Below are 25,639 nucleotides of genomic sequence, written 5' to 3'. Positions count from 1 at the left end.
AGCGGCGGGCGGAGAGCCCGCGCTCAGAGGTGCTCGAGCGTGGCCGGGTCGAGCTGCCCGTCGAAGAACTTCGCGAGCGCGTCGGAGAAGCGTCGCTCGGACGGGTCCGCCTGGGCGAAGAGGGTGAGCGACGAGCGGAGCTTCGTCGCGTCGACGTCGCCGAGCACCGCGACGGCGTCGTCGCCGGGCAGGTCGAGCAGGGCGTCGACGCTGTCGAGCAGGCGCGGGCCGAGCAGCGGGTGCGCCAGGTAGGCACGGGCCTCCCCGATCGAGCCGATCGCGTAGCGGCGCGACGTCTCGCTCGTGCCCAGGCCGGCCGCCTGCGGGAAGACGAACCACATCCAGTGGGTGCGCTTGTTCCCGTTCCGCAGCTCGCGGAGGGCGCGGTCGAAGGTGCCGTCCGCCTCCTGGGCGTCGACGAAGCGCTCGAGGTCGTGGCGGGCGAGGAGCTCGGAGTGGTCGGTCATCGCTCCGGTCTACCCCTGCGGCGGGTCGCTGTCCTCCCGGGCGGGTGGGCGCGGGCCCGCCCAGGAGGACGCAGACCCGCCGCATCCGGCGAGGCGGTGGCCCAGGAGGACGCGGACCCGCCGGCCACGGCCACGGCCACGACCACGCCCTCGACTCCGCGCACCGGACGCGTTAGTCTGGTCGGCTACCCACCGGGCGGCGCGCACCGCCGCACGCCCCTGCGGCCGAGGGCCGACATGACCCCCAGCACCAGCACCCCCGAGCCGACCGGGCCCCGCCCCGGCGGCACCGACGGCACCCCCGCAGGCATCCCCGTCGACACCCCCGCCGGCACCGCCGCGACGCCCGTCCGCACCACGCACCCCCACACCGGCGCCGTCGTCGAGCAGGTCGTCGTCCCGGCGAGCATCGACGCGCCCGACGCCGCCGACTTCGTCGAGTCGGTCGAGGTCGAGAACGCCGTCCGGCGCGCCGCCGTCGGCAGCGACGAGCTCTCGTGGAGCCCCGCCGAGCTGCTCACCGGCTACCTCGACACGACGTGGTCCGACCGCCGCCGGTTCGTCCTCCGCGAGAACGGCGTCGTCGTCGCGGTCGGCGACTACGAGACGCGGCGCTCCGGCGACGCCGCCGGCACCGCGTGGCTCGACGTCTGCGTGCTGCCCGAGGTCGGCCGTCGCGGCTTCGGCACCGTGCTCGCCGACCACCTCGAGGCGCTCGCCGCCGCCGAGGGGCGCACCCAGCTGATCGCCTACGTGCGGTCGCGGGGCGACGGCGAGCCCCGGCTGACCCCGCCGACCGGCGCCGGCTCGGTGCCCGCGACGAACGTCGAGGTGCGGTTCCTGCGCGGCCGCGGGTGGCAGCTCGGCCAGGTGATGCGCTGCAGCCGCCTCGCGCTGCCGCCGGACGAGGAGGCGCTGGGCGAGATCCGCGACCGGGCCCGCGCCTCCGCCGGTGACGACTACCGGCTGCACTCGTGGGTCGGGCGCTCGCCCGAGCGCTGGCTCGTCGACCTGGCCCTGCTCGAGACGCGCATGAGCACCGACGCCCCCGCGGGCGGCGTGCCCGAGCCCGAGGACGTCTGGACGGCCGAGCGCTTCCGCGACGAGGAGGAGCTCGCGCTCGCCGGCCCCCGCACCCGCTTCACGGCCGTCGTCGAGCACGTGCCGTCGGGGCACCTGGTCGGCTTCAGCCAGCTGGCGGCCCCGGCCGACCTCGCGTCGCCCGCCTTCCAGCAGGACACCCTGGTGCTGCGCGAGCACCGTGGGCACCGGCTCGGCTGGCTGCTGAAGGTCGCGACCACCGACCTGCTCACCGCCGAGCGCCCGGGGCACCCCGCCGTCATCACCTTCAACGCGGAGGAGAACCGCCCGATGCTCGACGTGAACGAGGCCGTCGGCTTCGTCCCGCTCGAGCACGAGGGAGTCTGGAGCAAGCAGCTGCCGGCCCGGTAGGAGGCGCAGCGCGGGCGGCGCGCACCGCCGCGGGCCCCGGGGAGGCGCGGTGGGGGCCCCGGGGCCACGCCAGCCGCTCGGTGCCCGCGCTGCCACCTCGGGGAGGCGGCTGTCAAGGCCCGACCCGACCCGCGACTCCGGCCTAGCGTCGTGAGGAGCCGGCGGGAGGGGCAGCCTCCCGCCGGCACCTCACCGCCACCGACGTCGAGAGGACCCCCGTGCCCCCCTTCGCCCCTCAGCACGCCATCGTGACCGGATCCGACTCGGGCATCGGCCGGGCGACCGCCGTCGCCCTCGCCGTCGCCGGGCTCGACGTCGGCGTCACCTGGCTCGACGACGAGGCCGGCGCCGAGGCCACGGCCGAGGAGGTCCGCTCGCACGGGCGCACCGCCCATGTCGCGCAGCTCGACACGACCGACCTCGAGCGCTGCGGCGACGTGGTCGACGAGCTGGCCGACCGGCTCGGCGGCCTCGACGTCTTCGTGTCCAACGCCGGCACCGGCGCCTCCGAGCTCGTCGTCGACATGTCCCTGGCCGAGTGGCGACGGGTCGTCTCCGCCGACCTCGACGGCGCCTTCGTCTGCCTGCAGCGGGCCGCGCGCCGCATGGTCGCCGCAGGCCGGGGCGGCCGCCTGATCGGCGTGACGAGCGTGCACGAGCACCAGCCGCGGGTCGGGTCGGCGGCCTACGACGCCGCCGAGCACGGCCTCGGCGGGCTGCTCGAGACGATGGCCCTCGAGCTCGGTCGGGACGGGATCACGGTCAACGCCGTCGCCCCGGGCGAGATCGCGACGCCGATGACCGGCCAGACCGACGTCGACCCGACGGGGGTCGACCGGCCGGGCATCCCGCTCGGGCGCCCCGGCGACGCGTGGGAGATCGCGTCGGTGATCACCTTCCTGGCGTCGCCCGCCGCCGGGTACGTGACGGGCGCCTCCTGGGCCGTCGACGGCGGCATGCTGCAGATGGGCCCGCAGGCGGGGTCGCACCTGCAGGACGACAGCTGGCGGAGCGTGTAGCGGGCGGGGGCCTCAGCCCTCCGCGACGAAGTCCGCGCTGACCTCGGCGTGCACCTCGACGTCGGCGGGCACGAGCGCGAACGCCAGCGAGCCGTCGTCGGCCGAGGACGGGGAAGCGGCGCGCGCGAACAGGCCCGGTCCGCCCGCCGCGCCCGCGCCTCCGGCACCCGGGCGCAGGCCCGGCTCCCAGAGCGACCGCAGGGTCGGCGTGCCGAGCCCGAGGGCGTCGGCGTAGTCGACCGCGCGCACGACGGCGTCGGCGACCGCGGCGACCCGTGCCGCCCGGTCGACCTCAGGCCGCCGGTCGTGGCTCAGCGACCACTCGACGCCCTCGACGGCGACCCCCTCGAGGGCGGCGATCCCCGCGACCCAGCGGGCGAGCACGGCGACGTCGGAGAACCGCACGGCGACCGTCGACCGCGAGCGGACCAGCCCGGTGGAGGCGCGGGTGCCGTCCTCCTGCCAGGCACCGGGCACGGGGCCCACGGTCACGTCGTCGGCGCTCCACCAGGTCGCGGCGCCCTGACGGCGGTGCACGGTGGCCTCGGCGGTCACCCGGTCGTGCAGGGCGACGCTGTCGCGGAGCACCTGCTCGCGGTCGGTGCCCTCCCTCGCGAGGCCGAGGCGCACGGTGCCGCGCTCGGCCCGGTGCCGGTGCGTCGCTGTGCCGGTGACGGAGATCGTGACCACGGGGCGCTCCCGCCTAGCGGACGGCGGGGTCGTCGACGGTGCCGATGCGCCGGCCGGCGTCGACCGCGAGGGCGTCGGCGTCGGTGGTCGCGGGGGCGTCGGGTGCGGCCGCACGGTCGGGTGCGTCGCGGTCGGCCGCCGAGACGTCGCTGTCGTTGTCGCTGTCGCTGTCGCTGTCGCTGTCGTTGTCGCTGTCGAGAGTGTCGGGATCGAGGCCGGCCAGCGGGTTGGTCACGCGCGAGATGAAGGCGTTGAGGTCGTCGAGCTCTTCCTGGCTGATGCCGTGGGCGAGGCCGGGGTAGACGGTCTCCTCGACGTCGGCGTGCGCGGCGAGCCAGTCGGCGGTGCGCTGCACGGCGTCGAGCGGGATGACCGCGTCGACGTCGCCGCGGCCCCAGAAGACGTCGGGGCGGACCCGCGCGAGCTCGGCGTCGCGACGCGACGTGGCCTCCGAGTCGTCGGGCACGACGAAGCCCGCGAGCACCGCCGCCCAGGCGAAGCGCTCGGGGGCGTGGCGCAGCAGCTGCAGCGTCAGCGAACCGCCCTGCGAGAAGCCGAGCAGGGCCACCGACGGGTGCGCGTCGCCGAGCGAGTCGACCCAAGCGAGCACCGCCTCCGCGGCCTCGTCGACCGGGCCGGGCTCGGGCGAGCCGGGCAGCGCGAGCGGGTACCAGGAGTGCCCGTCGCCGTGCGGCAGCGGAGCCCGGAGGGAGGCGATCGCCAGGTCGCGGGGCAGGTACGGAGCCAGCCCGATCAGGTCGCCCTCGTGCGACCCGACGCCGTGCAGCAGCACGAGCAACGGGCGGCCGGCACGCTCGGCCTCGTCGGTGGACCAGCGGACGAGGGCGGCATCGATGGTGACCATGCGCCGAGCCTAGCCAGCGGGGCGTCGCGGGGCGCGCCTCCTCGTGCTCCGCTCGTCGGGCCTCGCCCTGTCCCGCCTCGCCTCGTGGGCTCGCTCCGCGCCGGGCGGGCGCGCTCGCCTCGGGGCGTGCCCGCCCGGCCACCGGCGGTCGTCGGCGTGTTCGCCCCTAGCGTTTCGTCGCCCGGGCGCCGCGCGCTGCCTGTAGACATGGGCCATGAGCTCCGTGCAGACCCCCGACCCCAATCCCGGCTGGCTGTCCGAGGAGGAGCTGCACTCGATCCGCCAGCGGCTGCCCATCCTCTACGTCGAGGCCGTGCCGGTGCGGGTCGACGGCATGGGCATCGTCACCGAGGTCGGCGTGCTGCTGCGTGCGTCGCCCGAGGGCGAGATGTCGCGCATGCTCGTGTCGGGCCGCGTGATGTACGGCGAGAGCCTGCGCACCGCGCTGTTCCGCCACCTCGAGAAGGACCTCGGGCCGATGGCGTTCCCGCAGCTGCCGCCGTCGCCGGTGCCGTTCCAGGTCGCCGAGTACTTCCCGCTGCCGGGCTCGTCGGTCTACACCGACGCCCGCCAGCACGCGGTGTCGCTCGCCTACGTCGTGCCCGTCACGGGCACCTGCGAGCCGCGCCAGGACGCGCTCGAGCTCACCTGGCTGACGCCGCACCAGGCCGCGAGCCCCGAGGTCGCCGACGAGATGGAGGGCGGCCGCGGCGCGCTGCTCCGCTCGGCGCTCGCCTCCGTCGGCGCCCTGCACTAGCGCCCGCCGCGCCCCCTCCTCGCTGAGGAACCCCGTTCTCGCACGGGAACCCTGCCGCGGCAGGATTCGTGAGCGAGGACGAGGTTCGTCTCGATGGTGCGACCCGATTCCTCCACAGGGGGAGGCGGGGGTCGCGACTGCACAGGGCAAGACGTGTGGCCCCGTCGCGTCGGCATCACGGTCGCAGGATCGTCGTCATGCCCCTGCTCTCGCCACCCCCTCAGCCGCCCCACCGACCTCCTCCTGAGCCGCTCGTCGGCTCGATGATCCACCGGTCGTCGCTCGTGCGGTCGGGTCGCGACGACCGGGCGCTGCGCCGGGCAGCCGGGCGGGGCGAGCTGGTGCGGGTCGCCCCCGGCACGTACGTCTCCGCTCCCGCGTGGGTCGCGGCGTCCCCCGAGGAGCGGCACGCCGTCGTCGTGCGCGCCACCGTCGCCCGGACGACGTCCGACATCGTGGTGTCGCACCGGTCGGCCCTCGCGGTGCACGGCTTCCCCCTCGCGTCCCCGATGCCGTCCCGGGTGCACGTCGTCGACAGGGCCAGGAGCGCGACGAAGACCACGGGGCTGATGGTCAGGCACAGTGCCGCACTGGCCGGCCATGAGATCACGGAGCTGGGCGGGCTGAGGGTCGTGAGCCCGGTGCGGGCCGCGTCGGACGTCAGCCGCCTCGAGAGCCTCCGCTCCTCCGTGATGGCGCTCGACCACGGTCTACGACTCGGGGCGTTCGACCGCGGCGCGCTCCGCGCCGCGGTCGAGCGCGCGCCTCGCGTCGGTCGGCGACGCGCGCTCATCGCCCTCGACCTCGCCGACGCCCTGGCCGAGTCGCCCGGCGAGTCGCTCAGCCGGGTCGTCATGGTCGAGATCGGTGTCCCGCTGCCGGAGCTGCAGCGGGAGTTCTGGGACAGGTGGGGTCTCATCGGCCGCGTGGACTTCTGGTGGCCGGAGCTCGGCGTCGTCGGCGAGTTCGACGGCCTGACGAAGTACCTCGAGCTCGCCCGGCGGTCCGGGCGCAGTCTCGATCAGGTGAAGATCGACGAGAAGAAGCGGGAAGACCGCATCCGCGCCCTGCCCGAGGTGCGCGGCTTCGCTCGGTGGGACTGGGCCGCGGCGAACGACCCGAGCCGGCTGGCAGCGGTGCTGGCTGACGCCGGTGTCGCTCGCCGTGGACGATGAAACACCCCGCCCTCGCACCCGAACCCTGCCGCGGCAGGGTTCCGATGCGAGAACGGGGTGTCTCGGGGTCAGCGGGGAGAGCTGGTGGCTCAGCGACCGCCGCGCTGGCCGCCGCCGCTGCGCGGCTTGCCGCCGACGAGGCCGCCGACCTTGAGGCCGCCGGGGCGACCGCCGTCGGAGGACGCACGGCGCGAGCCGCCGCCGGCGCCGGCGCCGGAGCGCTGGCCCTGCGAGGCGGCGAAGTCGGCCTGGTCGTTGCGCACCGCGTTGGTGCGGCTCTGGCCGCCGTCGCTCTGCGCACGGCGCCCGGTCTGGCGGGTGCCGCGAGCCTCGTCGCGCGAGTCCTCGCGCACGGGCGTCACGGCGCCGCGGCCCGACTCGGTCGAGTAGAAGGTCGAGGCGCCGCCCCGGGGCGCGGCGTCGCGGCGCGAGCCGCCGTCGCGCGAGCCCTGGCCGGAGCCCTGACGCGCGCCGCCGGAGCGACCCGCACCGGCACCGCCGCGACCGGCCTCGGAGCCGCGACCCGCGCCTCCGGACCGTCCGCCGCCGGCACCGGCACCGGCCGCCGCGGGGCGACCCGAGCGGTCGGCGCGGGCGATCGGGTTGCCCTGGCTGTCCTGACGGGCGGCGCGCTTGCGCTGGGCGTTGGCGCCCTGCGAGCGACCGCCGCCACCGCCGCCCTGCTGCTGCACGGCGGCACGGGGAGCCGGCTTCACGTACGCGGCGACCTCGCCGACGAGCGCGGCGACCTCGGGCGACGACGGGGTGACCGACGTGATGGTCGGGCGGATGTCGGCCTTCTTCATCAGCTGGGCGACGTCGCGCTTCTGGCTGGGGATGACGAGGGTGACGACGTCGCCCTCGGCGCCGGCGCGGGCGGTGCGGCCCGAGCGGTGCAGGTACGCCTTGTGCTCGGTCGGCGGGTCGACGTGGATCACGAGCTCAATGTCGTCGACGTGCACGCCGCGGGCGGCGACGTCGGTGGCGACGAGCACGCGGGCCGAGCCGTCCTGGAAGGCGGCGAGGTTGCGGTCGCGCTGCGGCTGCGAGAGGTTGCCGTGCAGGTCGACGGCGGGGATGCCCGAGTCGGTGAGCTGCTTGGCGAGCTTCTTCGCGTGGTGCTTGGTGCGCATGAAGAGGATGCGGCGGCCCTTGCCCGAGGCGAGCTTCTCGACGAGCGCCTTCTTGGTGTCGAGCGACTCGGTCTCGAAGACGTGGTGGGTCATCTTGGCGACGGGCGAGTTGGCCTCGTCGACCGAGTGCAGCACCTCGTTGTGGAGGAACTGCTTGACCAGCTTGTCGACGCCGTTGTCGAGGGTCGCGCTGAAGAGCAGGCGCTGGCCGTCGTTCGGGGTGGCCTTCATGATGCGGGTGACGCCGGGCAGGAAGCCGAGGTCGGCCATGTGGTCGGCCTCGTCGAGCACGGTGACCTCGACGGCGTCGAGCTTGATGAAGCCCTGCTTCATGAGGTCCTCGAGGCGGCCGGGGCAGGCGATGACGATGTCGACGCCGGCCTTGAGGGCCTGCACCTGTCGGTTCTGCGAGACGCCGCCGAAGATCGTGGTGGTGCGCATGCCGTAGGCCGCGGCGAGCGGGGCCAGCACGGCGTCGATCTGGGTGGCGAGCTCGCGGGTCGGGGCGAGCACGAGGCCCAGGGGGCGACCGGCGCGACGGGCGCCGCCGGCCAGCGCGCCGCCGAGGCGCGCGGCCATCGGGATGGAGAAGGCGAGGGTCTTGCCCGAGCCGGTCTTGCCGCGGCCGAGCACGTCACGGCCGCCGAGGGTGTCGGGCAGCGTGTCGATCTGGATCGGGAAGGCGTTCTCCTTGCCGTCCTTCGCGAGGGCGGCGACGATCGGGGCCGGGACGCCGAGCGAGGCGAAGGAGGCGGTGGGGGCGTCGGCGACGTCGGTGGCGTCGGTGACGGGGAGCGTGGTGGACATGCGTGCCTTTCAGGGGCAGGGTGTCGAGCCGGGCCGGGCTGCGGACGGCCGCGACGTCTGCGCGGGGCGCGGACGGCACGGCGGTGCAGAGCCGGAGAGCGGCTGTCGTAGCCGGGCTCGAGGTGTGGCGACGGTGCAGGTGTGCACGATCGTTTCGCCGCAGAGTGAGCTTCGCGCGCCTGCTGGATGCCTGGGTGTGTGCCAGGTCGGGAGGCGGGGAGGGGCGTGCTACGACGCAGGGGACCGAACGGATCGATCCACAAGTGCCCCCAGTCTAGCGGCTGTGTCGGCAAAGCGCGACGGTCGTCGTTCCGCCCCGAGCGCCGGTGGACAGCAGGGGCACCGAGGGGCTCAGGAGAAAAGGCTGCGGATGGCCTTGCCGAGCGCCGTCTTCCGGCGCTGCCAGCCGTGGGCTTCGAGGGTCCGCGCGACCGGCCCGACGACCTTCGCCGAGGTGAAGGTGGCAGTCCCGGTGGCGGTGCCGGTGCTGCGCTCGGTGTTGATCTCTGAGCGCTTGTACTCGTGCGTCTCGGCCAGGAGCGTGATGCGGAGCGCGTAGCTGCTGCGTGCGCTGCCGACGGCGTCGTGCGCGTCCTTCCAGACCCACCGGGCGATGATGCGCTCGCCCTCGACGGCGACGGAGAACGGGTGCTGCGGGTCGCGGCCCAGGTCGAGCAGGGCCTGGGTCACGGCCTCCGGCGAGGAGGGGCCAGCGGGGCCGGAGGAGGCGGGCGGCGTCGTCGAGGTCACGGCGGCCACGCTAGCCGACAGGTCGGTGGGCCGACCGGGGCGGCTGGACGGACCACGTCCAGCCGGCTGGGCGTGCGGGCGTGCGGGCGTGACCCCAGCCCTCCGCGCCGACGTCAGTGCGCCCCGTGGTACCGCTCGCCCACCGGGATCTCGACGGCGACGCGGTTGCCCGGCTGCGCGAGCGGGCAGGCCCAGGCCGGGTCGTACGCGCAACTCGGGTTGTAGGCGAAGTTGAAGTCGAGCACGATCGAGCCGGGCTCCGAGCCCGGGCCGAGGTCGGCGCCCTTGACGGTGTCGACGAGGTAGCGGCCGCCGCCGTAGGTGCCGCCGGGCTTCCCGGCCAGGGCGTCGCCGACGGGCACGAAGAGGCCGCCGCCGTACGAGCGCAGGCGCCAGACGTCGAGGCTGCCGACCCCGGGCACGTCGACCAGGCCCACGCGGTCGAAGGGCACGTCGCCGTCGGTGCCGGTCGTCACGGTCATGCGGTGCGGCTCGGCGGGCGTGATCGGCACCTCGAACCGCCAGGCCGGGTCGTACGGCGCGGTCGGCAGGCCGGTGAAGACGGGGCGGTCCTCCGGCAGGAGCGGCGTCACGGGGTTCGTCGCGAAGAGCTCGTCACGGGTGCGTCGCCACAGGTCGTGGGCCGCCGCGAGGTCGGTGGCCTCGCGCACCTGCCGGTAGAGCCCGTGGATGGTCCGCCGCCAGGCCGCGAGGTCGAGCCCCGAGTCGACGGTCGAGACGGGGGAGGCGAGCTCCGGGGAGGCGGAGGGCACGGAGGAGTCGCGGGTCGGGTCGGTCACCGGCTCGACGCTAGACCCGGGCCCTCCTCGTCGACCGGGAACGCGCCTCCCATCGTCCGTGGCAAGCTCGACGCCGGGGGACGACCGGCGTGCCCCCGCACAGGGGGAACCATGAGCACAGTCCGCACCGTCACCAGCACCGCCCTCGTCGCGGCCGCCCTCGCCCTGGGGGTCGTCGGCTGCAGCGCCTCGGCCTCCGTGTCGCCCACGGTGTCGGCGGACGCGTTCGCCACGGCGGTCGCCGACGCCCTCGAGCAGGAGGTCGGCACGCGGCCCGACGTCGACTGCGGCGACGAGGCCGTGCCCGTGGTCGACGGCGACGAGGTGCACTGCGACGTCAACACTCCTGGCTACGACGTGCTCTACGACTCGGTCTCGACCATCTCGACCGAGGGGCAGGACGACGGCGAGTACACGGTGTCGGTCGTCGTCGACGACGAGCCGAAAGGCTGACGCTCGGCCCGGACGGCACCCGCGCGGCGATGAGCGCGCCCGGCGCTCAGCTCGGCGCGCGCCCGGTGCTCAGCCCGCGTGGCGCGGGTGCGCGCTCGGCGTGCGCCAGGTCGGCGCCAGCTGCTTCATGCGCAGCGCCCGCCACTGCCACACGGCCCACAGCCCGGGCCAGAGCAGCACGCCGACCGGCCCGGCGTGGAAGACGAGGCGGTCGCGCAGCAGAGTCTCGCCGTCGCCGAGCGGGGAGACCGCCATGCGGTGGTCGATGCGCATCGAGGCGAACTGGCCCGAGGTGCCGCGCCCGGTGTCGCGCTGGATCCAGGCCCCGTCGCGCTCGTGCCAGTCGAGGTCGACGTGCGTGTGCCCCAGCGAGACCAGGCCGAGGATGCGCGCGGAGACCGGGTGCGCCTCCTCGTCCCAGCGGTGCGGGAACCCGCCCGGCTCCTCCGAGCGGTAGACGACGAGGGGCTTCGTCACCGCGACCATGACGGCGGGGTCGCGCAGCGCGTCGGCGGCGGCGTCGACGGGGCAGGCGAGGCGGATCTTGAGCTGCACGTGCATGGGTCGAGTGTGCACCCCCGGTGCTGGGCGAGCCCCGCCCCGCGACCGCAGCCGCTCCACCCCCGCCGCCCCGCAGCCGCTCCACCCCCGCGACCGCAGCCCCCCCCCCCCCGCCGCCCCGCAGCCGCTCGCGTAACGCGCCGCAACACCCGCGACCCGTGCGCGCCTCCGACGTAGCCTCGACGGGTGAGCGAGCCCCAGCAGCAGAAGTACCAGGTCCGGTTCGACCACGGCGTCCCGGGCGCGGCCCGCGTCGTGGCGGGCGCCCACGTCGTGGTCGTCGTCGACGTGCTCGACGGGCACGGCCTCCTCGCGCGGGCTGAGGTGCTCGACCGCGTGGCGGAGCTCGTCGACGACGGGGCCGACCTGCTGTCGGTGACCGCCGCCTCCGCCGCCGACGACGTCGCCCGGCACGTGCTCGACCGGCAGTCCCGCCGCGGCGACCGCGCGGTCGTGGCCGTGGTGGCGGCCGGGTCGGTCGACGACGACGGGTTCCGCCCCGCCGGGGAGGACCAGCTGGCCGCCGGGGCCGTCGTCGACGCGCTCGCCGCGGCCGGGGTCGACTTCTCGTCGCCCGAGGCCGCGCTCGTCTGCGCCGCGGCCGTCTCGCTGCGGCGGGCGTCCGCCCACCTGCTCAGCGCCTCCGTCTCCGCGGCCGAGCTGGCCGGCGCCGGCCGGGCCGACGCCGTCGCGGCCGCCCGGGCCCCTGAGCAGCCGCTGCGCGTCGTCGGGGAAGAGCGCGCGCGGGCGTAGCGTTCACCTCGACGGGCCGGGCCGAGCCGGCCGGGCCCGGACGGACCCCAGAGGAGGAACGATGAAGGCAGTGCTGAGCGACGGCACCGTGGTGGCCGAGGCCCCGAAGGACGACCTGATCTCGATCGAGGGCAACTGGTACTTCCCGCCCGCGAGCGTGGACGCCGAGCTGCTCACCGAGAGCCCGACGCAGTACCACTGCCCGTGGAAGGGCGACACCCAGTACTTCAGCGTGAAGTCGGGCGACACCCTGCTGCAGGACCGCGCGTGGAGCTACCCGACCCCGATCCCCACGTCGTTCGAGCGCGTGGGCCAGGACTACTCGGGCTACGTCGCGTTCTGGAAGGACGTGCAGGTCGTCGAGTAGACGGTCTGACGGGTGCGGCGGGTCGCCGCCCTCCTCGGCGGGTCGGCGACGGCCCGCCCGGGAGGACGGTGACCCGCCGCACTGCTGTCTCCGGGCGGCGTCAGCCCGCGGCGAGACGGGCCCGGTGCGCCCGGACCTTGGCGCGGTTGCCGCAGCGCTGCATCGAGCACCACCGCCGGCTGCGCCCGCGCGACTCGTCGCGGTAGACGAGGCCGCACTCGGGGTTGGAGCAGCGCCGGAGGCGCGAGTCGTCACCGCCGCCGAACCCCACCTCGTCGAGGAGGCGGACGGCGTCGCGCGCGACGGAGGCCAGGGCCTGACCCAGCCGCAGTCGCCCCGCCCCCGCCTGGCGCCGGCCGCCCGCGAGGGTCGGCGGCACGTCGGGGGTGGCCGCGAAGAGGTTGAGCGTGTCGACGTCGTCGGGGTCGGGCGACGTCGCGTCGGTGGCGGCGACGGCCAGGCGGGCGACGGCGTCGCGCAGGGCGCGCGCGTCGGCGAGCTCGCGGTCGGAGGCGGCGGCCCCCACGCCGGGCCAGCGCTCGGCGACCCAGTCGTCGAGGTCGGCGGGCAGCAGCAGGCCGTCCCACGGCACCGACCCGTCGGCCGGCAGCGCGAACCCCGACTCGGGGCCCAGCCGCGAGCCGGCCCGGAACCCGCCGAGGTACGCGAAGTCGAGGCTGAGCGCCCCCGAGTCGAAGAACCACGGGGTGCCCGTGTCGGAACGCAGCCACTGACCAGTCACCTGACCACCCTAGGCGGTGTCGCCGCTGCGGCTCAGACCTCGCGCTTCGTCCAGGTGATCACGTGGGCGGGGTCGTAGCTCCGGGCGCACCGGCCGCAGGTCAGCACCTTCGTCGGCCGGCGGTAGCGGTGGTGCTCGTGGCCCGCGGGGCAGACCCCCACCCAGGGCGCCAGCTCGGTGGCGACGGCGCCGTCGTGCAGCCGCCCGCCGACGTAGCCGAGCTCGGCGGCGGTGGCCCGCCAGCGGGGCCCGTGGCCCGCCCGCGCCCCGGCGATCGCGTGCGCGACCTCGTGCAGCAGCACCTGGTGGATCTCGTCGTCCTCGTACCGGCCGGCGAGGTGCCGCGACACCGAGATGCGCTTCGCCGTGTAGTTGCAGAGCCCGGCCCGCGTCTTGGCCGCGTCGAAGGCGAAGCTCCACACCGCGGGGTCGAGGTGCAGGGCGATGAGCGCGTCGGCCCAGCGCCGCACCCGGTCGAGGTCGGCCACGGGAGGGTCAGGAGGCGCGGGTCAGCGGCGAGGGAAGGGCCACGTCGTCGGCTGGTCGTCACGGGGCAGCCCGTCGACCACGCCGGTCACGCCGGTGGTTCCGCGACGCGGCTCGTCGTCGTGCGGGCCGTCGGCCCGCCCGTCGCCGCGGGCGGCGCGCTCGGCCCGCTCCGTGCGCTCGCGGTGCGCCGAGGCGTTCGCGGCGAGGCCGGAGATCTTGCTCCACAGGCCGGCGTCGGCGCGCGGCGGCAGCTCCGGCTGCGGGTCACCCGCCGGGGCCGGCTGGCTGGGGCGCCAGGAGCCGGCCGGGGCCGAGCCCGGGGCCACGGCGGCGGGGCGCTCGTCGTCGGCGGGCGCCGTGGTCGGCACCAGGGCGTCGGAGGGGCGGGAGAGGTCGACGGGGTTCGTGTCGCCGGGGCGGGCCTCCGCGTCCGGCGCGGGGGCCGGCGCGGGAGCGGCGACGGGAGCCGCCGCGGCGGGCGCGCTCGTGGTCGGGGCGTCGGCGGGGGCGCTGACCGGCTCGATCGGCCCCGTGCCCGACAGGTACGCCCGGAGGACGCCCTCGATCGCGCGGCGTAGGGCCTCGACGCGGTCACGCGGGGCGCCGGTGGCCTCGAAGGCGACGACGGCCTGCTGCAGGGCCTCCTGCGCCTCGTCGTGACGGCCCAGGTCGAACAGCGTGTAGCCCTCGAGCTCGGCGGCGGCGGTCTCGAGGTCGCGCCACTCCTCCGTCGAGGCGGTGATGCGGCTGGTGTGCAGGTCGTTCAGGGCCCGCTCGAGCTTGCCCTGCTCGCGGAAGATGTGGGCGCGGCGGATGCGCGCCGCGGTCGAGTCGGCACGGTCGCCGGTGAAGTGGGCGAGGCGGAAGGCCTCCTCCGCGATCGCGAGGGCCTCGTCGAGGCGGCCCAGCGTGCGCAGCAGGTCGGCCCGCTCGCCGAGGGCGGAGGTGCTGCGGCTCTGCCCGAGGGCGGCGAGCCGGGCCTCGGCGGCGCCGACGTCGACGGCCGTGCGCAGGCTGACCGGGTCGAATCCGGCGGCGGAGCTGCTCGGGCGCGCGCGGCCCTCCGAGGCGCTGCCGGGGCGGGCGCTGCCGGAGGCTGATCCGAGGGAGGGGTCGTGCTGGCTCATCGAGTACGAGGGTAACCGCCGGTGCGCGGAACTGGCCGTCCGCCGCGCACGCGACACGCGACTCCGTCCGAGACCGCCCGCCCGGCTCAGTCGAGCGCGGAGAGCGGCACGCTGACGATCCGGTCGTCGCCGCCGCGCGGGTCGCCGCGGCCGTCGGTGTTGTTCGTGACCAGCCAGAGCGTGCCGTCGGGCCCCGGCAGCACGTCGCGCACGCGCCCGAGCGAGTCGTCGCCGGCGAACCGCTCGGTCGCGGTGGCCACGCCCGCCTCGGGCACCTGGATCTCGAACAGGCGCTCGCCGCCGAGCCCGGCGAGGAAGAGGGTCGAGCCGACCGCGGTCAGGCCGCTCGGGCTCGCGTCGTCGGTGCCCCACTGCAGCACGGGCGCGAGCGTGTCCGACGACGGCGACGTGCCCTCGACGTCGGGCCAGCCGTAGTCGCCGCCCGGGCTGACGGCGTTGAGCTCGTCCCAGCGGTCCTGCCCGAACTCGGCGGCCCACATCGAGCCCCAGCCGTCCCAGGCGATGCCCTGCGGGTTGCGGTGGCCGAGCGTGTAGACGGGCGACCCGGGCATCGGGTTGTCGGTGGGCACGTCGCCGGTGGGCGACAGGCGCAGGATCTTGCCCGCGAGCGAGTCGGGGTCGCGGGCCTCGTCGCCGCGGTTCGCGTCGCCGGTCGTGACGTACAGCATGCCGTCGGGCCCGAAGGCCAGGCGGCCGCCGTCGTGGTTCGACGCCTTCGGCACGCCCGTGAGCACCTCCTCGACCGGGCCGAGCCCGTACGAGCCCGCCGTGCCGGTGATCGGGGCCCGCAGCACGCGGTTGTCGGAGTCGGTGGTCGCGTAGGCGTAGAGGTACGACGGCGAGCCCGCGAGCACCGCGAGGCCGAGCAGGCCGCCCTCGCCCTGGTGCACGACCCCGTCGATCTCGGCGACGTCGCGCACGTCGCCGTCGGCGGTCAGCTCGACCACGCGGCCGGTGTCGCGCAGGCTGACGAACGACGAGCCGCTGTCGAGCCGGACGACCGACCAGGGGGAATCGAGGCCCGTGACGACGTCGGTGGGCTCGGCGCCCGGTGCGACGCGCACCGCGCCGGTGGTCGTGGCGCGCGCGGCCGGCGCGGGCCCGCGGTCGGTCGTGACGGGGGCCGAGGCGATGCCGGAGGCCGAGCGGGAGGCGTCGGCCGAGCCCGGCCCGGAGTCGCCGCCCGTGCAGGAGGCCAGGCCCGCGGCGACGACGATCGCCAGCCCCGCGGCGCCGAGCGCGAGACGTCGGGGCCGGGGGCGCCTCGTCGTCGTGCTCCGCGCCTCCATCGCTCCATCAGACACGACGGAGACGACACGTGGGGCGCATCGTTGCAGGACCGTGACGAGCGAGGGATCGTCGCCTCCGCCCGCGGACAGCCCGCGGACAGCCCGCGGACGTCCGCCGACGGCCCGCCCACGGGCGGCGGCGTCGTCAGCGTGCGGCGAGCTCCGCGCGCAGCGGCCAGTCCTGGCCCTCGAGGATGAGCTGGGCGCCCGATCCCGTACGGCCGTTGACGACGACCGGGGCGAGCAGGTTGACGGTCATGCCCGTCTCGACCGGAGTCGCGACGACGAGCAGCAGGGCCTCGTCGGCCGAGCGGAGGTCGAGGGCGGTCGTTTGCTCGTCGGTCAGCACCGGCGAGTAGTCGGGCAGGTGCACGGCCGCGTCGAGCACGAACAGGCGCACGGAGGCGTCGACCTCGCTCGTCGCGGGGTCGACGGCGCGGAGGGCGTAGAGCCCGACGGCCCCGTCGATCTCGTCGAGCACGAAGTCGACGGCCGGCTCGAGCCCGAAGGGAGGCGCGGTGAAGGTCACCGTCGTCGTCACGGCGCTCATCGGAGGAAGTCCATCAGCGACGTCTGCAGCACCTTGGCCGTGACCGCGAGGGCCGCCTGGTACGAGTTGTCCTGGAGCTTGAGGTCGAGCACGGCCCGCCCCAGGTCGAGGTCCTCGAGGCCGGAGCGCTGGGCCTCCAGCGTGACGGAGGTGTCCATGAGCGTGTCCTCGGCTCTCAGCAGCTGGGAGTGGCGGGCGCCGACGTCCGACTGGACGCCGCGCAGGGCACCGACGCGGGCGTCGATGGCGGTGAGGTGGCCGGCGATGCCGGGGGTGCCGGCCCGGAGGTCGGTGGCGATGCGGTCGAGCAGGGCGAAGACGGAGTCGGCACCGGTGCCGAAGGCGGTCGCGCCGTCGGCGTCGACCCGCACGGTCGTCTCGGGGCCCACCCGGCGGGTGACCGCGGCCCCCGTGACGCCGGTGAAGGCGGCGTCGGGCCGGAAGGCGACGCCCGCGTCGGAGGTGCCGGCGAAGACGCTGCGGCCGGCGTAGCTGGCGTTGGCGTCGGCGAGGAGGTCGGCGCGCAGGCCGGTGATCTCGGTGGCGATGGCGTCGCGGGCGCCCTGCGAGAGAGCGCCCTCGTTGGCGCCCTGGACGGTCAGCTCACGCACCTTGGCGAGCACCGCGTCGGCGGCGGTGAGGGCGCTGTCGGCCGTCGTCAGCCAGCCGGAGCCGTCGTCGACGTTGCGGCTGTGCTGGGCGGCGGCCGACTGGAGGGCCTTGACGCGCAGGGCCTCGGCGGTGCCGGTCGGGTCGTCGGAGGGCACGGAGATCGCCTTCAGGCTCGACGCCCTGTCCTGCATCTGGGCGAGGCGGGTGGCCCCGGCCTGCAGGTGCTCCTGCGACCGCAGCGCGGTCATCTGGTTCGTCACACGGGTCAGCATCGCCCCTACCTCCCGACCCGGCCCATGCCGTTGATCAGCGTGTCGAGCATCTCGTCGATGGCGGTCATCACTCGGGCGGCTCCCTGGTAGGCGTGCTGGTAGCTGAGCAGGTTCACGTTCTCCTCGTCGAGGCTGACGCCGGCGCCGCTGAGCTGGCGCGACTTCGCCGACGTCGCAGCGAGGTCGGTCAGCGTGGACTGTGCCGACTCGGTCTGCGACGCGGCGCCGACGCCGGCGACGATCGTCGACCAGGTGCGGTCGGGCGAGCCGGTGCCCACGCCGACCTGCGAGACCGCCTGGGCGATCGAGCCGTCGAGCGCACCGCCGGTGGCCGAGCGCGAGGCGATGGTCGCGGCGCTGGTCGGCAGCACGGTGAGTCCGCGCGCCGCGGAGACGCCCGCGGTCTGGCCGAAGAAGGCGCCGCCGGGCGAGCCGTCGGCCGTGACGCCCGTGGCGTGCACGGCGTTGACCTGGGTCGCGAGCTGGCTGGCGAGGGCGTCGTACGACGCCGCGGCCTGGGCGATCGCCCCGCCGCGGCCGTCGGCGGTGGCCGGCGCGAGCAGCGAGACGGCGCCGGCGAGGCTGCCGCCGTCGAGGGCGATCGCGTCGCCGGGGCGGTGGCTCCAGGCGAGGCCCACGGCTGCGCCGCCCGCGGCCGTCGTCATCGAGTGCTCCCCGGTGACGACGATGCTGCGGGCGGTCGTGCCGCTGACGAGCGCGTTGCCGCCGAGGAGCACGTCGACCGTGCCGTCGCCCGCGTCGCGGACGGTGCCGCCGGCGAGCGACGCGATCGTCTCGGTGAGGCGCGAGCGGGCGTCGATCATCTCGTTCGCGCTGACGCCCTGCTGGGTCGCGGTGCGGATCCGGTCGTTGAGGTCGGCGACCTGCGTCGCGGCGCTGTTGATCTGCCCGGCGAGCGAGTCGGCCTGGCCGCGCACGGCGGTCCACTGGTCGTCGACGGCCTTCCAGCCGCTGGCGATGCTGCCGGCCAGGGTGGTCGCCTGCCCGAGCAGCACGGCCGCGGGGCCGGTCTCGCCGGGGTGGTTGCCGAGGTCGCTCCAGGCGTTCCAGAACTGGCCGAGCTGGGCGGCGATGCCGGTCTTGCTGGGCTCCCCGAGCGACTCCTCGAGGGTCGACAGGGCCGTGGCGCGCACCGACTGGTAGCCGGCGGCGGCGGCGGTGCCGCGCACCTGGCCGTCGACCACCTGGTCGCCGAGGCGGGCGATCGCGTCGACCGAGACGCCCTGTCCGGCGACGACGCCGGAGCTGTAGAGCCCCACGCGGGCCGGCGCCTCCACCGACGACTGGCCCACGCGCTGGCGGGTGTAGCCCTCGGTGTTGACGTTGGCGATGTTCTGGCCGGTGACGTCGAGCCCGGTGCGGGCGGCGACGAGGCCGGTGTAGGCGGCGCTGAGCCCGCCGAAGGTGCTGGCCACGGTCACAGCCTCCCGTCGAAGAGGTGCCCGCCGGAGGCGGTGGTCGCGCCGGCCGGGCCGCCGCGGCGACCGGGGGCGCCGGCCCCGACGGAGCCGCTCGCGTCGTAGATGCTGCCGGCGGCGGCGTCGGCCGCCGTGGCGAGGGTCTCCTGCGTGGCCCGGGCGGCGGCGCGGAGGAAGCGCTCGTTCTCGTCCCGCAGCTGCGCGATGCGCGCGGTGAGGTCGGTCATGGAGCGGAGGTGGGCCGTGAAGATCTCGCCCCAGGGGCCTGCGGGAGCCGCGGCGATGATGTCGCGCAGGGGCGCCTCCTCGTCGGTGCCCCACTCCTGGGCGACGCTCGAGACCTCGACGCTGCGGGCGAGCCCCGCCTCGCGGAGCCGGTCGAGCACCTGCTCGACCTCGCGCGTGGCGTGGTCGACCCAGCGGGTGCGGCCCGCGGTGAGCAGCAGCTGCTCCTCCTCGAGCTTGAAGGTGAGCAGCTCGAGGAGCTCGCGCTCTCGCCAGAGCAGAGCGGACAGCTCGTTCGCTCCCATGTCGGTCTCCTGTGGTCGGGTGTGGTCGAGGAGCGGTGACGTCCTCTTCAGCGGGGACTATCGGCGCACCCCGGCGGGGCGTTAGGCGCCCGGCCGGACGATGTCGTGCGGTCGGCCCTACAGGGTCGGCGGGGGTCGGCGGAAGGGGCGTTCCACCCCAGCCCGGGGGGCACCTCCGGCGAGGCCCCCCCGGAGACGTGACAGGCGCGCCCCCGCTCTGGGGACAGCGCGGCCCCCACCCGCCCCCCGCGCGTCGATAGCGTTGCTGGTGCACGGCGGGCCACATCGACACGCCGGGCCACGGACTCGATCCGGGGCCTGCAGCACCGCCCGCCCCACCTCGTACCACCACCGCCGCGCCCCTCACGGGGCAGGCAGCGTGACGGATCGAGACAGCCCTGATCAGAGGGCTGTTCGTCGCGCCTGGAACACCTCGGACGTGCCTGCCCCCGCAGGCCCCTCTTGCTGGGAGCAAGTGAATGAACCGCACCGACCGCGCCACCCGCGACGCCCTCGTCGTCGAGAACCTGCCCCTCGTCGGCTACCTCGTCTCCGAGGTCTGCTCACGGGCCACGCACCTCTCGCGCGACGACCTCGCCAGCGTCGGCGCGGTCGCCCTCGTGCAGGCCGCCGAGGCCTTCGACCCCACGCTCGGCATCCCGTTCGGCGCCTACGCCCGCACCCGCGTCGTCGGCGCGTTCGCCGACGACATGCGCTCGGGCGACTGGGCGAGCCGCGGCACCCGCAAGCGCATCAAGGAGACCCTGGCCGTGCAGGAGGCGCTGAGCGCGTCGCTGGGGCGCGCCCCCTCGGTCGACGAGATCGCCGGTGCCCTCGGGGTCGACCGCCAGACCGCGACCGCGGCCCTCACCGACGCGGCGCGGACCGTCTCGAGCCTCGACGACACCGTCGCCGACCACCTCGCCGCCGACGTGCCCCTGCCCGGCGAGCAGCTGCTCGCCGCTGAGCGCAGCCGGTACGTGCGCGCCGCCGTCGAGGCGCTGCCCGAGCGCATGCGCCTCATCGTCGAGGGCGTCTACTTCGGCGACCGCACGGTCACCGAGATCGCCGACGAGCTCGGCATCACCCACAGCGCCGTCTCGCAGCAGCGCACCGAGGCCGTCCGCCTGCTGCGCGACGCCCTGGCGGCGCACTACGCCGACGACGAGGCGGCCGAGTTCGTGCCGGTCTCGAAGACGGCGCCCGCGCGCCGCAGCGCCTACCTGTCGCGCGTCGCCACCAACGCCGCCGTCGGCATCGCCCGCGCCATGCGCGAGCCCGCCGCGGACGGCTTCAGCGCCGCCGTCTAGGCGGGCCCCAGAAAACTTCCGGAGGTCGCTAACGACCACCGGCAGCCGGCCGACAGTAGCCGGTGTCAGCCCACGGACGGGCTGACGAACACCACCCAGTCACGGAAGAGGAAACACCATGGGCATGCAGATCAACACCAACCTCGCTGCGAACAACACGTACCGCAACCTGAACGCCACGCAGAACGACCTGTCGAAGAGCCTCGAGAAGCTCTCGTCGGGCCTCCGCATCAACCGTGCCGCTGACGACGCGGCCGGCCTCGCGATCTCCGAGGGCCTGCGCTCGCAGGTCGGCGGACTGAGCGTCGCCGCTCGCAACGCCCAGGACGGCATCTCCGTCGTCCAGACCGCTGAGGGTGGCCTCACCGAGGTGCACTCGATCCTCCAGCGCGTCCGCGACCTGGCCGTGCAGTCGGGCAACGACTCGAACAACGCCGACGCCCGCACGGCGATCCAGACCGAGGTCGCGTCGCTCGGCAAGGAGCTCGACCGCATCTCGGGGTCGACCAACTTCAACGGGATCAACCTGCTCGACAGCACCAAGTCGCTGACGTTCCAGGTCGGTGCCGGTTCGACCGCCGCGAACGACCAGATCGACGTCAAGCTGACCGACATCAAGGCGGTCGCCACCGTCGTCAAGGGCATCGCGGCCCAGGCTGCCGACCCGACGGGTGCTGCCACGGCCGCCGGCCTCGGCTCGGCCGGCGACGCCCTCAAGGCGATCGCCGCGATCGACACCCAGATCAAGAACGTGTCGACGGCGCGTTCCGAGCTGGGTGCCGTGCAGAACCGCTTCGAGCACTCCATCGCGTCGACCAACGTCGCGAAGGAGAACCTCACGGCGGCCCAGTCGCGCATCCGCGACGTGGACATGGCCGAGGAGATGGTCAAGTACACCCGCTCCAACGTGCTCAGCCAGGCCGGCCAGGCGATGCTCGCCCAGGCCAACCAGAGCACGCAGGGCGTCCTGTCGCTCCTCCGCTAGTCGGAGCTGAACGGCTGAGGCCTCCTGCTCCCAGCGGGAGGTCGACACCCTCGACCTCACGGTCCTGACCGGTGGTCGGGGCGCGGCAGCTGATCCTCCGCGCCCCGGCCGCCGGTCGTCGTGTCTCACCGGCACCGGCATCGTCGCCGGTGCCCCTGTACGTCCCTGCCCCCCCCCCCGCACGCCCGCACCGCCCCACCCGAAGGAGCCCCCGATGGCGTCACTCGGCATCGACGGCCTCGTCAGCGGCCTCGACACCACCAAGCTCATCGAGACCCTCATGGCCTCGGAGGCGGTGCCCCAGACCCTGCTGAAGAACAAGGCCACCGCCGGGCAGAGCCTCGTCTCGGCCCTCCAGGGGCTCAACACCCGCATCGCCGACCTGGCGACGCTCGCCGGCGGCACCGCGAAGCCGGCCTCCCTCTCGCTCTTCACGGCGACGAGCAGCTCCGCCGCCGTCACCGCCACGACCACCTCGTCGGCCGTCTCGGGCAGCGTCGACCTCGTCGTCGGCGCCGTCGCCTCGTCGAAGACCGTCGTCACGGCCGCCATGACGAGCTGGCCGCAGTCGCCGCCCGTCCTCACCTTCGTCTCGGCGTCGGGCACCACGACCGAGGTGACCGCCGCCTCCTCGTCGCTCGACGACGTCGTGACGGCGATCAACGCCTCCGCCGCCGGCGTCAGCGCCGTCAAGGTCGCCTCGGGCAAGGACGCCTCGGGCGCCGTGCAGTACCGGCTGCAGCTGTCGAGCGAGAAGACGGGCTCGGCGCGCGACTTCACCCTCCGCGAGGGCTCGGCCGCCGACGTGGCCGCGGGCACCGCCCCCGACGTCGTCGCGCGGCCCGGCGCCGCCGTCGTCGCGGCCGCGCGGGACGCCTCGGTCACCCTCTGGGCCGGCACCGCCGCCGAGCAGGTCGTGACGAGCAGCTCGAACACCTTCACCGACGTGCTGCCGGGCGTCTCCGTGACCGTCTCGGCGGTCTCCGCCGACCCCGTGCACCTGACCGTGGCCCGTGACGCGAAGGCCGCGGCCAAGGTCGCGACCGACCTCGTCGCCGGCGTCAACGGCGCCCTCTCGCTGATCAGCACGAGGAGCGCCGCGGCGAGCACGACGAACGCCTCGGGCACCACGACCGTCACCCCGGGCGTCTTCGGCGGGAACTCGGTGACGCGCGCCGTCACGCAGCTCCTCACCGACGCCGTCATCGCCCCGGTCGGCGGGCTCTCGCCGAGCACCGTCGGCATCTCGATCGACGCGAAGACCGGCCAGTTCTCCGTCGACGCCGAGAAGTACGCCGCCGCCCTCGCCGCCGACCCCGAGAAGGTCCAGGCGATGATGAGCGGCATCGCCGAGCGCGTGGCGGCCGCCGCCACGAGCGTCAGCGACAAGCGCGACGGCACGCTGACCAAGGTCATCACCGGCCAGCAGTCGGTCGTGCGGAGCCTCAACGACCAGGTCGTCCGGTGGGACGACCGCCTGGCCAGCCGGCGCGCCGAGCTGCAGAAGACCTACACCGCCCTCGAGACCTCGCTGAGCAAGCTGCAGAGCCAGCAGTCGTGGCTCACCTCGCAGATCGCCGGCCTCACCGGGAGCAGCAGCTGATGGACTCCACCGCCTTCGCGGCCTTCGCCGCCACGTCACGCCCCGCCGCCGTCGCGCAGAAGCAGCGTGCCGCCTACAACGAGCAGGCCGTGCTCTCGGCGACGCCCGTGCAGCTCGTCACCATGCTCTACGACCGCCTCATGCTCGACCTCGGCCGGGCCGAGCAGGCCCAGCTCGTCGCCGACTGGGCGGGCGCGTCGGAGCAGCTGCTGCACGCGCAGGCGATCATCGCCGAGCTCTCGTCGTCGCTCAAGGTCGACGTCTGGGACGGCGGCGAGGGCCTGCTCGCCCTCTACAACTACACGTCGACCGGTCTCGTCACGGCCAACGTGCACCACGACGTCGCCCTCACGCGGGAGGTCGTCGGCCTGCTCGAGCCCCTCCGCCAGGCGTGGCACGACGCCGCGGCGTCGCTCCAGGCCGGAGGCGCGGCGGGCGTCCCGCTCCCCGCCCCCGCCGCGCCCGGCGCGGCCGTCACCGGGGCCGGAGCCCCCCGGGCTGCCGGCGCCTCCGCGTTCGGCGGAGCGACCGCGGGCTACGGCTCGACCATCGCCTCCTCGTCGTCGCTCGGGGGTGCCCTCGGTGTCGGCTGACGTCACCGCAGGCTCCGCCGTCGTCACCTGGTCGGCCGTCCTCGACGACCTCGAGCGTCTGGCGCTCCGTGCCGGGGCACCGACCGAGGCGCCCGACCGCGAGGTCGGCGGGGCCGACCTCGCGGCCCTCGTCGCGTGGGCGCCGCCCGTCGGCCTCGGCCCGCTGCCGCCGTCGCTGGCCGAGCGGGCGGCGGGCGTCGCCACGACCCAGCGAGCTGCGCTCGCCCGGGTCGACGCGGCCCGTCTCGACGCGCGTCGCCACCTCGACGTCGTGCGCACCGTCGAGGCCTCGCACCAGCCCGAGCGCCCGGTCTACCTCGACGCGACGGGCTGACGCGCCCTCGCTGCCACCCCCGCCCCCACGGCCGAGTGGTCACGAACTGCCCCTCCCGTCGCCGGGAGCAGCAGTTCGTGACCACTCGTGTCGAGGGCCCGGCGCGTCAGCCCCAGGGGATGACGCCGACGACGACCGCGACGACGAGCATCACGACCGACACCACGGCCGCCCGCCAGAGCACCTTCTTGTGGTGGTCGCCGAGGTTGACGTTCGCGAGGCTGACGAGCAGCAGGATGGCCGGCACGAGCGGGCTCTGCAGGTGCACCGGCTGGCCGATCACCGACGCGCGGGCCATCTCGACGGGCTCGATGCCGAACGCCGAGGCGCTCTCGGCGAGCACGGGGAGGATGCCGAAGTAGAAGGCGTCGTTGCTCATGAAGAAGGTGAGCGGCAGGCTCAGCAGGCCCGTGATGACGGCGAGGTACGGCCCCATCGCGTCGGGGATGACGTCGACGAGCCAGTCGGCCATGGCGCTGACCATGCCGGTGCCGTTCAGCACGCCGATCAGCACGGCCGCGGCGAACACCATCGAGACGACGCCGACGATGCTCGGCGCGTGGGCGACGATCTCGGCCGTCTGCTGCTTCACCTTCGGGAAGTTGACGAGCAGCGCGATCGCCGAGCCGACCATGAAGACGTAGGCGAGCGGGAAGAGGTCGAGCACGAGCAGCACCATCACGGCGACCGTCAGCACGAGGTTGAACCAGATCAGCCGCGGGCGCAGCGTCTCGCGGGTCGGGTCGAGCATGGTGTCGGCCATCGTGCCGACGCCGGGGGTGCCGTTCTCCGACAGGCCCGTGCCGGCGTTGTCGACCGCCCGCTCGCCGGGGGCGTCGGCCCGCGACCCGTCGGCCCGGCCGCCGCGCAGCCCGAGGGCCACGGTCGGGCTGGTGAACATCGACACGCCGCGGCCCTCGGCGACGCCGGCCCCGGCGTTCGCCATCGCCTTCGAGAGGGGCACGGCGACGGCCGCGGTGTCGAGCGAGACGCTGCCGCCGAGGCGCTTCCGCTCACGCAGCCCGAGCAGCCAGGCGAAGGCGAACGCGATGACGAGGCCGGCGACGAGCGACGGCACGAGGGGCACGAAGATCTCCGACGGCGAGACGTTGAGCGCCGCCGCGGCGCGGACGGTCGGCCCGCCCCAGGGCACGATGTTCAGCGTGCCGTTGATCAGGCCGGCGACGCAGGTCAGCACCACCGGGCTCATGCCGAGCCGCAGGTAGATCGGCAGCATGGCCGCCGTCGTCACGATGAAGGTGGTCGAGCCGTCGCCGTCGAGCGAGACGGCGCCGGCCAGCAGGGCGGTGCCGAGCACGACCTTCGCGGGGTCGTTGCCGGTCGCGCGGAGGATGAGCCGCACCAGCGGGTCGAACAGGCCGACGTCGATCATCAGCCCGAAGTACATGATCGCGAACATCAGCAGGGCCGCGGTCGGGGCGAGGTCGCCGACCGCCTCGATCACCATGTCGCCGATGCCGAGCCCCGCGCCGGCGAAGAGGCCGAAGATCGTCGGGACCATGATCAGCGCGAGCATCGGCGAGAGCCGCTTCGTCATGATCAGCACCATGAAGGTGAGGATCATCAGATAGCCGAGCAGTACGAGCATCGGGACTCCTTCGTCCGTGAGCGTGTCGGTGGGCCGGCCCGACGTCACCGCCCCCGAGGGGGCAGGCCGGTCGGGTGCGCGGCGC

The 25,639-nt window shown here is 75.1% G+C and carries 28 protein-coding genes; 12 read left to right on the top strand and 16 right to left on the bottom strand.

Annotation, left to right across the window (positions count from 1 at the left end):
- Window positions 1-23: 23 nt before the first annotated feature.
- Entirely contained in the window at window positions 24-467 is a 444-nt protein-coding gene (locus F1C15_RS07900) for a DUF1810 domain-containing protein (RefSeq protein WP_056057591.1), read from the bottom strand.
- Window positions 468-704: 237 nt separating this feature from the next.
- Here F1C15_RS07900 and F1C15_RS07895 point away from each other — a divergent pair, with 237 nt between their 5' ends.
- Window positions 705-1,919 (top strand): GNAT family N-acetyltransferase, encoded by a 1,215-nt coding sequence (locus tag F1C15_RS07895; protein WP_185230455.1) that lies wholly within the window; start codon window positions 705-707, stop codon window positions 1,917-1,919.
- A 248-nt stretch (window positions 1,920-2,167) separates the two neighbouring features.
- Window positions 2,168-2,938 (top strand): SDR family oxidoreductase, encoded by a 771-nt coding sequence (locus F1C15_RS07890; RefSeq protein ID WP_255465070.1) that lies wholly within the window; start codon window positions 2,168-2,170, stop codon window positions 2,936-2,938.
- A gap of 12 nt (window positions 2,939-2,950) precedes the next feature.
- Here F1C15_RS07890 and F1C15_RS07885 read toward each other — a convergent pair whose 3' ends face one another.
- Complete coding sequence (locus F1C15_RS07885) at window positions 2,951-3,628, bottom strand: SIMPL domain-containing protein (RefSeq protein ID WP_185230451.1); 678 nt, start codon at window positions 3,626-3,628, stop codon at window positions 2,951-2,953.
- A gap of 13 nt (window positions 3,629-3,641) precedes the next feature.
- Window positions 3,642-4,493: an alpha/beta hydrolase gene (locus tag F1C15_RS07880; RefSeq protein WP_219731531.1), complete on the bottom strand. Its 852-nt coding sequence runs from the start codon at window positions 4,491-4,493 to the stop codon at window positions 3,642-3,644.
- 214 nt (window positions 4,494-4,707) lie between these two features.
- Between F1C15_RS07880 and F1C15_RS07875 the strand changes: the two genes are divergently transcribed.
- Window positions 4,708-5,250: an NUDIX hydrolase family protein gene (locus F1C15_RS07875; protein WP_056057579.1), complete on the top strand. Its 543-nt coding sequence runs from the start codon at window positions 4,708-4,710 to the stop codon at window positions 5,248-5,250.
- A gap of 263 nt (window positions 5,251-5,513) precedes the next feature.
- Window positions 5,514-6,425, top strand: a complete 912-nt coding sequence (locus F1C15_RS07870; RefSeq protein WP_185230449.1) for a type IV toxin-antitoxin system AbiEi family antitoxin domain-containing protein — start codon at window positions 5,514-5,516, stop codon at window positions 6,423-6,425.
- Between the two features lie 89 nt (window positions 6,426-6,514).
- Here F1C15_RS07870 and F1C15_RS07865 read toward each other — a convergent pair whose 3' ends face one another.
- The 3 genes from F1C15_RS07865 to F1C15_RS07855 form a co-directional block, all read right to left on the bottom strand.
- Window positions 6,515-8,365 (bottom strand): DEAD/DEAH box helicase, encoded by a 1,851-nt coding sequence (locus F1C15_RS07865; protein ID WP_185230447.1) that lies wholly within the window; start codon window positions 8,363-8,365, stop codon window positions 6,515-6,517.
- 351 nt (window positions 8,366-8,716) lie between these two features.
- Window positions 8,717-9,115, bottom strand: coding sequence for a hypothetical protein (locus F1C15_RS07860; protein WP_185230445.1), 399 nt, complete (start codon window positions 9,113-9,115; stop codon window positions 8,717-8,719).
- Between the two features lie 113 nt (window positions 9,116-9,228).
- Complete coding sequence (locus F1C15_RS07855) at window positions 9,229-9,888, bottom strand: DUF1684 domain-containing protein (RefSeq protein ID WP_056059140.1); 660 nt, start codon at window positions 9,886-9,888, stop codon at window positions 9,229-9,231.
- 138 nt (window positions 9,889-10,026) lie between these two features.
- Between F1C15_RS07855 and F1C15_RS07850 the strand changes: the two genes are divergently transcribed.
- Entirely contained in the window at window positions 10,027-10,368 is a 342-nt protein-coding gene (locus F1C15_RS07850) for a DUF4333 domain-containing protein (protein WP_056057570.1), read from the top strand.
- A 69-nt stretch (window positions 10,369-10,437) separates the two neighbouring features.
- On the opposite strand, the gene F1C15_RS07845 is transcribed toward F1C15_RS07850, so the two are convergent.
- Window positions 10,438-10,929, bottom strand: coding sequence for a hypothetical protein (locus F1C15_RS07845; protein WP_185230443.1), 492 nt, complete (start codon window positions 10,927-10,929; stop codon window positions 10,438-10,440).
- A gap of 186 nt (window positions 10,930-11,115) precedes the next feature.
- Between F1C15_RS07845 and F1C15_RS07840 the strand changes: the two genes are divergently transcribed.
- Together F1C15_RS07840 and F1C15_RS07835 are read left to right on the top strand one after the other, a co-directional pair.
- Window positions 11,116-11,682, top strand: a complete 567-nt coding sequence (locus F1C15_RS07840; protein ID WP_056057563.1) for a hypothetical protein — start codon at window positions 11,116-11,118, stop codon at window positions 11,680-11,682.
- Between the two features lie 61 nt (window positions 11,683-11,743).
- Complete coding sequence (locus F1C15_RS07835; protein ID WP_056057558.1) at window positions 11,744-12,049, top strand: DUF427 domain-containing protein; 306 nt, start codon at window positions 11,744-11,746, stop codon at window positions 12,047-12,049.
- Between the two features lie 100 nt (window positions 12,050-12,149).
- Here the strand turns inward: F1C15_RS07835 and F1C15_RS07830 are convergent, their stop codons facing one another.
- The 8 genes from F1C15_RS07830 to F1C15_RS16035 all read right to left on the bottom strand — a co-directional run bounded on the left by F1C15_RS07830 (window position 12,150) and on the right by F1C15_RS16035 (window position 19,120).
- Entirely contained in the window at window positions 12,150-12,791 is a 642-nt protein-coding gene (locus F1C15_RS07830; protein WP_235491283.1) for a CGNR zinc finger domain-containing protein, read from the bottom strand.
- Between the two features lie 32 nt (window positions 12,792-12,823).
- Entirely contained in the window at window positions 12,824-13,279 is a 456-nt protein-coding gene (locus F1C15_RS07825) for a SprT-like domain-containing protein (RefSeq protein WP_056057556.1), read from the bottom strand.
- A gap of 21 nt (window positions 13,280-13,300) precedes the next feature.
- A complete protein-coding gene (locus tag F1C15_RS07820) occupies window positions 13,301-14,407 on the bottom strand; it encodes a hypothetical protein (protein ID WP_185230441.1) in 1,107 nt (368 codons plus the stop codon).
- 86 nt (window positions 14,408-14,493) lie between these two features.
- A complete protein-coding gene (locus F1C15_RS07815; RefSeq protein ID WP_255465068.1) occupies window positions 14,494-15,732 on the bottom strand; it encodes a sorbosone dehydrogenase family protein in 1,239 nt (412 codons plus the stop codon).
- 130 nt (window positions 15,733-15,862) lie between these two features.
- On the bottom strand, window positions 15,863-16,267 hold the full coding sequence (locus F1C15_RS07810) for a flagellar assembly protein FliW (RefSeq protein WP_370543582.1): 405 nt from the start codon (window positions 16,265-16,267) through the stop codon (window positions 15,863-15,865).
- Window positions 16,264-17,151 (bottom strand): flagellin, encoded by an 888-nt coding sequence (locus tag F1C15_RS07805; protein ID WP_185230439.1) that lies wholly within the window; start codon window positions 17,149-17,151, stop codon window positions 16,264-16,266. The genes F1C15_RS07810 and F1C15_RS07805 overlap by 4 nt, the downstream gene beginning before the upstream one ends.
- Window positions 17,152-17,156: 5 nt before the next feature.
- Window positions 17,157-18,587: a flagellar hook-associated protein FlgK gene (gene flgK, locus F1C15_RS16040; protein WP_219731530.1), complete on the bottom strand. Its 1,431-nt coding sequence runs from the start codon at window positions 18,585-18,587 to the stop codon at window positions 17,157-17,159.
- 2 nt (window positions 18,588-18,589) lie between these two features.
- Window positions 18,590-19,120 (bottom strand): flagellar protein FlgN, encoded by a 531-nt coding sequence (locus F1C15_RS16035; protein ID WP_167260464.1) that lies wholly within the window; start codon window positions 19,118-19,120, stop codon window positions 18,590-18,592.
- A gap of 479 nt (window positions 19,121-19,599) precedes the next feature.
- Here F1C15_RS16035 and F1C15_RS07795 point away from each other — a divergent pair, with 479 nt between their 5' ends.
- The 5 genes from F1C15_RS07795 to F1C15_RS07775 all read left to right on the top strand — a co-directional run bounded on the left by F1C15_RS07795 (window position 19,600) and on the right by F1C15_RS07775 (window position 23,945).
- Window positions 19,600-20,430 carry a sigma-70 family RNA polymerase sigma factor gene (locus tag F1C15_RS07795; protein WP_056057539.1) on the top strand — a complete coding sequence of 277 codons (831 nt, stop codon included), beginning with the start codon at window positions 19,600-19,602 and terminating at the stop codon, window positions 20,428-20,430.
- Window positions 20,431-20,548: 118 nt separating this feature from the next.
- Entirely contained in the window at window positions 20,549-21,415 is an 867-nt protein-coding gene (locus tag F1C15_RS07790) for a flagellin (RefSeq protein WP_195809124.1), read from the top strand.
- A gap of 214 nt (window positions 21,416-21,629) precedes the next feature.
- On the top strand, window positions 21,630-23,018 hold the full coding sequence (gene fliD / locus F1C15_RS07785; RefSeq protein ID WP_185230437.1) for a flagellar filament capping protein FliD: 1,389 nt from the start codon (window positions 21,630-21,632) through the stop codon (window positions 23,016-23,018).
- Window positions 23,018-23,611 carry a flagellar export chaperone FliS gene (gene fliS / locus F1C15_RS07780; RefSeq protein ID WP_185230435.1) on the top strand — a complete coding sequence of 198 codons (594 nt, stop codon included), beginning with the start codon at window positions 23,018-23,020 and terminating at the stop codon, window positions 23,609-23,611. Before fliD ends, fliS begins: the two co-directional genes overlap by 1 nt.
- A complete protein-coding gene (locus tag F1C15_RS07775; RefSeq protein WP_185230433.1) occupies window positions 23,601-23,945 on the top strand; it encodes a hypothetical protein in 345 nt (114 codons plus the stop codon). The genes fliS and F1C15_RS07775 overlap by 11 nt, the downstream gene beginning before the upstream one ends.
- A 106-nt stretch (window positions 23,946-24,051) precedes the next feature.
- On the opposite strand, the gene F1C15_RS07770 is transcribed toward F1C15_RS07775, so the two are convergent.
- Window positions 24,052-25,554 (bottom strand): CitMHS family transporter, encoded by a 1,503-nt coding sequence (locus tag F1C15_RS07770; RefSeq protein ID WP_167260454.1) that lies wholly within the window; start codon window positions 25,552-25,554, stop codon window positions 24,052-24,054.
- Window positions 25,555-25,639: the final 85 nt, after the last annotated feature.

This window comes from Frigoribacterium sp. NBH87, assembly GCF_014217665.1.
Lineage (GTDB): Bacteria > Actinomycetota > Actinomycetes > Actinomycetales > Microbacteriaceae > Frigoribacterium > Frigoribacterium endophyticum.
The sequence above is the reverse complement of the archived record's forward strand: the minus strand, read 5'-3'. Positions and strand labels throughout refer to the sequence as shown.

Coding starts and splice junctions, on each gene's coding strand:
- F1C15_RS07900 (WP_056057591.1), bottom strand. CDS start 467: ATGACCGACCACTCCGAGCTCCTCGCCCGCCACGACCTCGAGCGCTTC.
- F1C15_RS07895 (WP_185230455.1), top strand. CDS start 705: ATGACCCCCAGCACCAGCACCCCCGAGCCGACCGGGCCCCGCCCCGGC.
- F1C15_RS07880 (WP_219731531.1), bottom strand. CDS start 4,493: ATGGTCACCATCGATGCCGCCCTCGTCCGCTGGTCCACCGACGAGGCC.
- F1C15_RS07875 (WP_056057579.1), top strand. CDS start 4,708: ATGAGCTCCGTGCAGACCCCCGACCCCAATCCCGGCTGGCTGTCCGAG.
- F1C15_RS07870 (WP_185230449.1), top strand. CDS start 5,514: ATGATCCACCGGTCGTCGCTCGTGCGGTCGGGTCGCGACGACCGGGCG.
- F1C15_RS07865 (WP_185230447.1), bottom strand. CDS start 8,365: ATGTCCACCACGCTCCCCGTCACCGACGCCACCGACGTCGCCGACGCC.
- F1C15_RS07850 (WP_056057570.1), top strand. CDS start 10,027: ATGAGCACAGTCCGCACCGTCACCAGCACCGCCCTCGTCGCGGCCGCC.
- F1C15_RS07845 (WP_185230443.1), bottom strand. CDS start 10,929: ATGCACGTGCAGCTCAAGATCCGCCTCGCCTGCCCCGTCGACGCCGCC.
- F1C15_RS07835 (WP_056057558.1), top strand. CDS start 11,744: ATGAAGGCAGTGCTGAGCGACGGCACCGTGGTGGCCGAGGCCCCGAAG.
- F1C15_RS07820 (WP_185230441.1), bottom strand. CDS start 14,407: ATGAGCCAGCACGACCCCTCCCTCGGATCAGCCTCCGGCAGCGCCCGC.
- F1C15_RS07810 (WP_370543582.1), bottom strand. CDS start 16,267: ATGAGCGCCGTGACGACGACGGTGACCTTCACCGCGCCTCCCTTCGGG.
- F1C15_RS07805 (WP_185230439.1), bottom strand. CDS start 17,151: ATGCTGACCCGTGTGACGAACCAGATGACCGCGCTGCGGTCGCAGGAG.
- F1C15_RS16035 (WP_167260464.1), bottom strand. CDS start 19,120: ATGGGAGCGAACGAGCTGTCCGCTCTGCTCTGGCGAGAGCGCGAGCTC.
- F1C15_RS07795 (WP_056057539.1), top strand. CDS start 19,600: ATGAACCGCACCGACCGCGCCACCCGCGACGCCCTCGTCGTCGAGAAC.
- F1C15_RS07790 (WP_195809124.1), top strand. CDS start 20,549: ATGGGCATGCAGATCAACACCAACCTCGCTGCGAACAACACGTACCGC.
- fliD (WP_185230437.1), top strand. CDS start 21,630: ATGGCGTCACTCGGCATCGACGGCCTCGTCAGCGGCCTCGACACCACC.
- fliS (WP_185230435.1), top strand. CDS start 23,018: ATGGACTCCACCGCCTTCGCGGCCTTCGCCGCCACGTCACGCCCCGCC.
- F1C15_RS07770 (WP_167260454.1), bottom strand. CDS start 25,554: ATGCTCGTACTGCTCGGCTATCTGATGATCCTCACCTTCATGGTGCTG.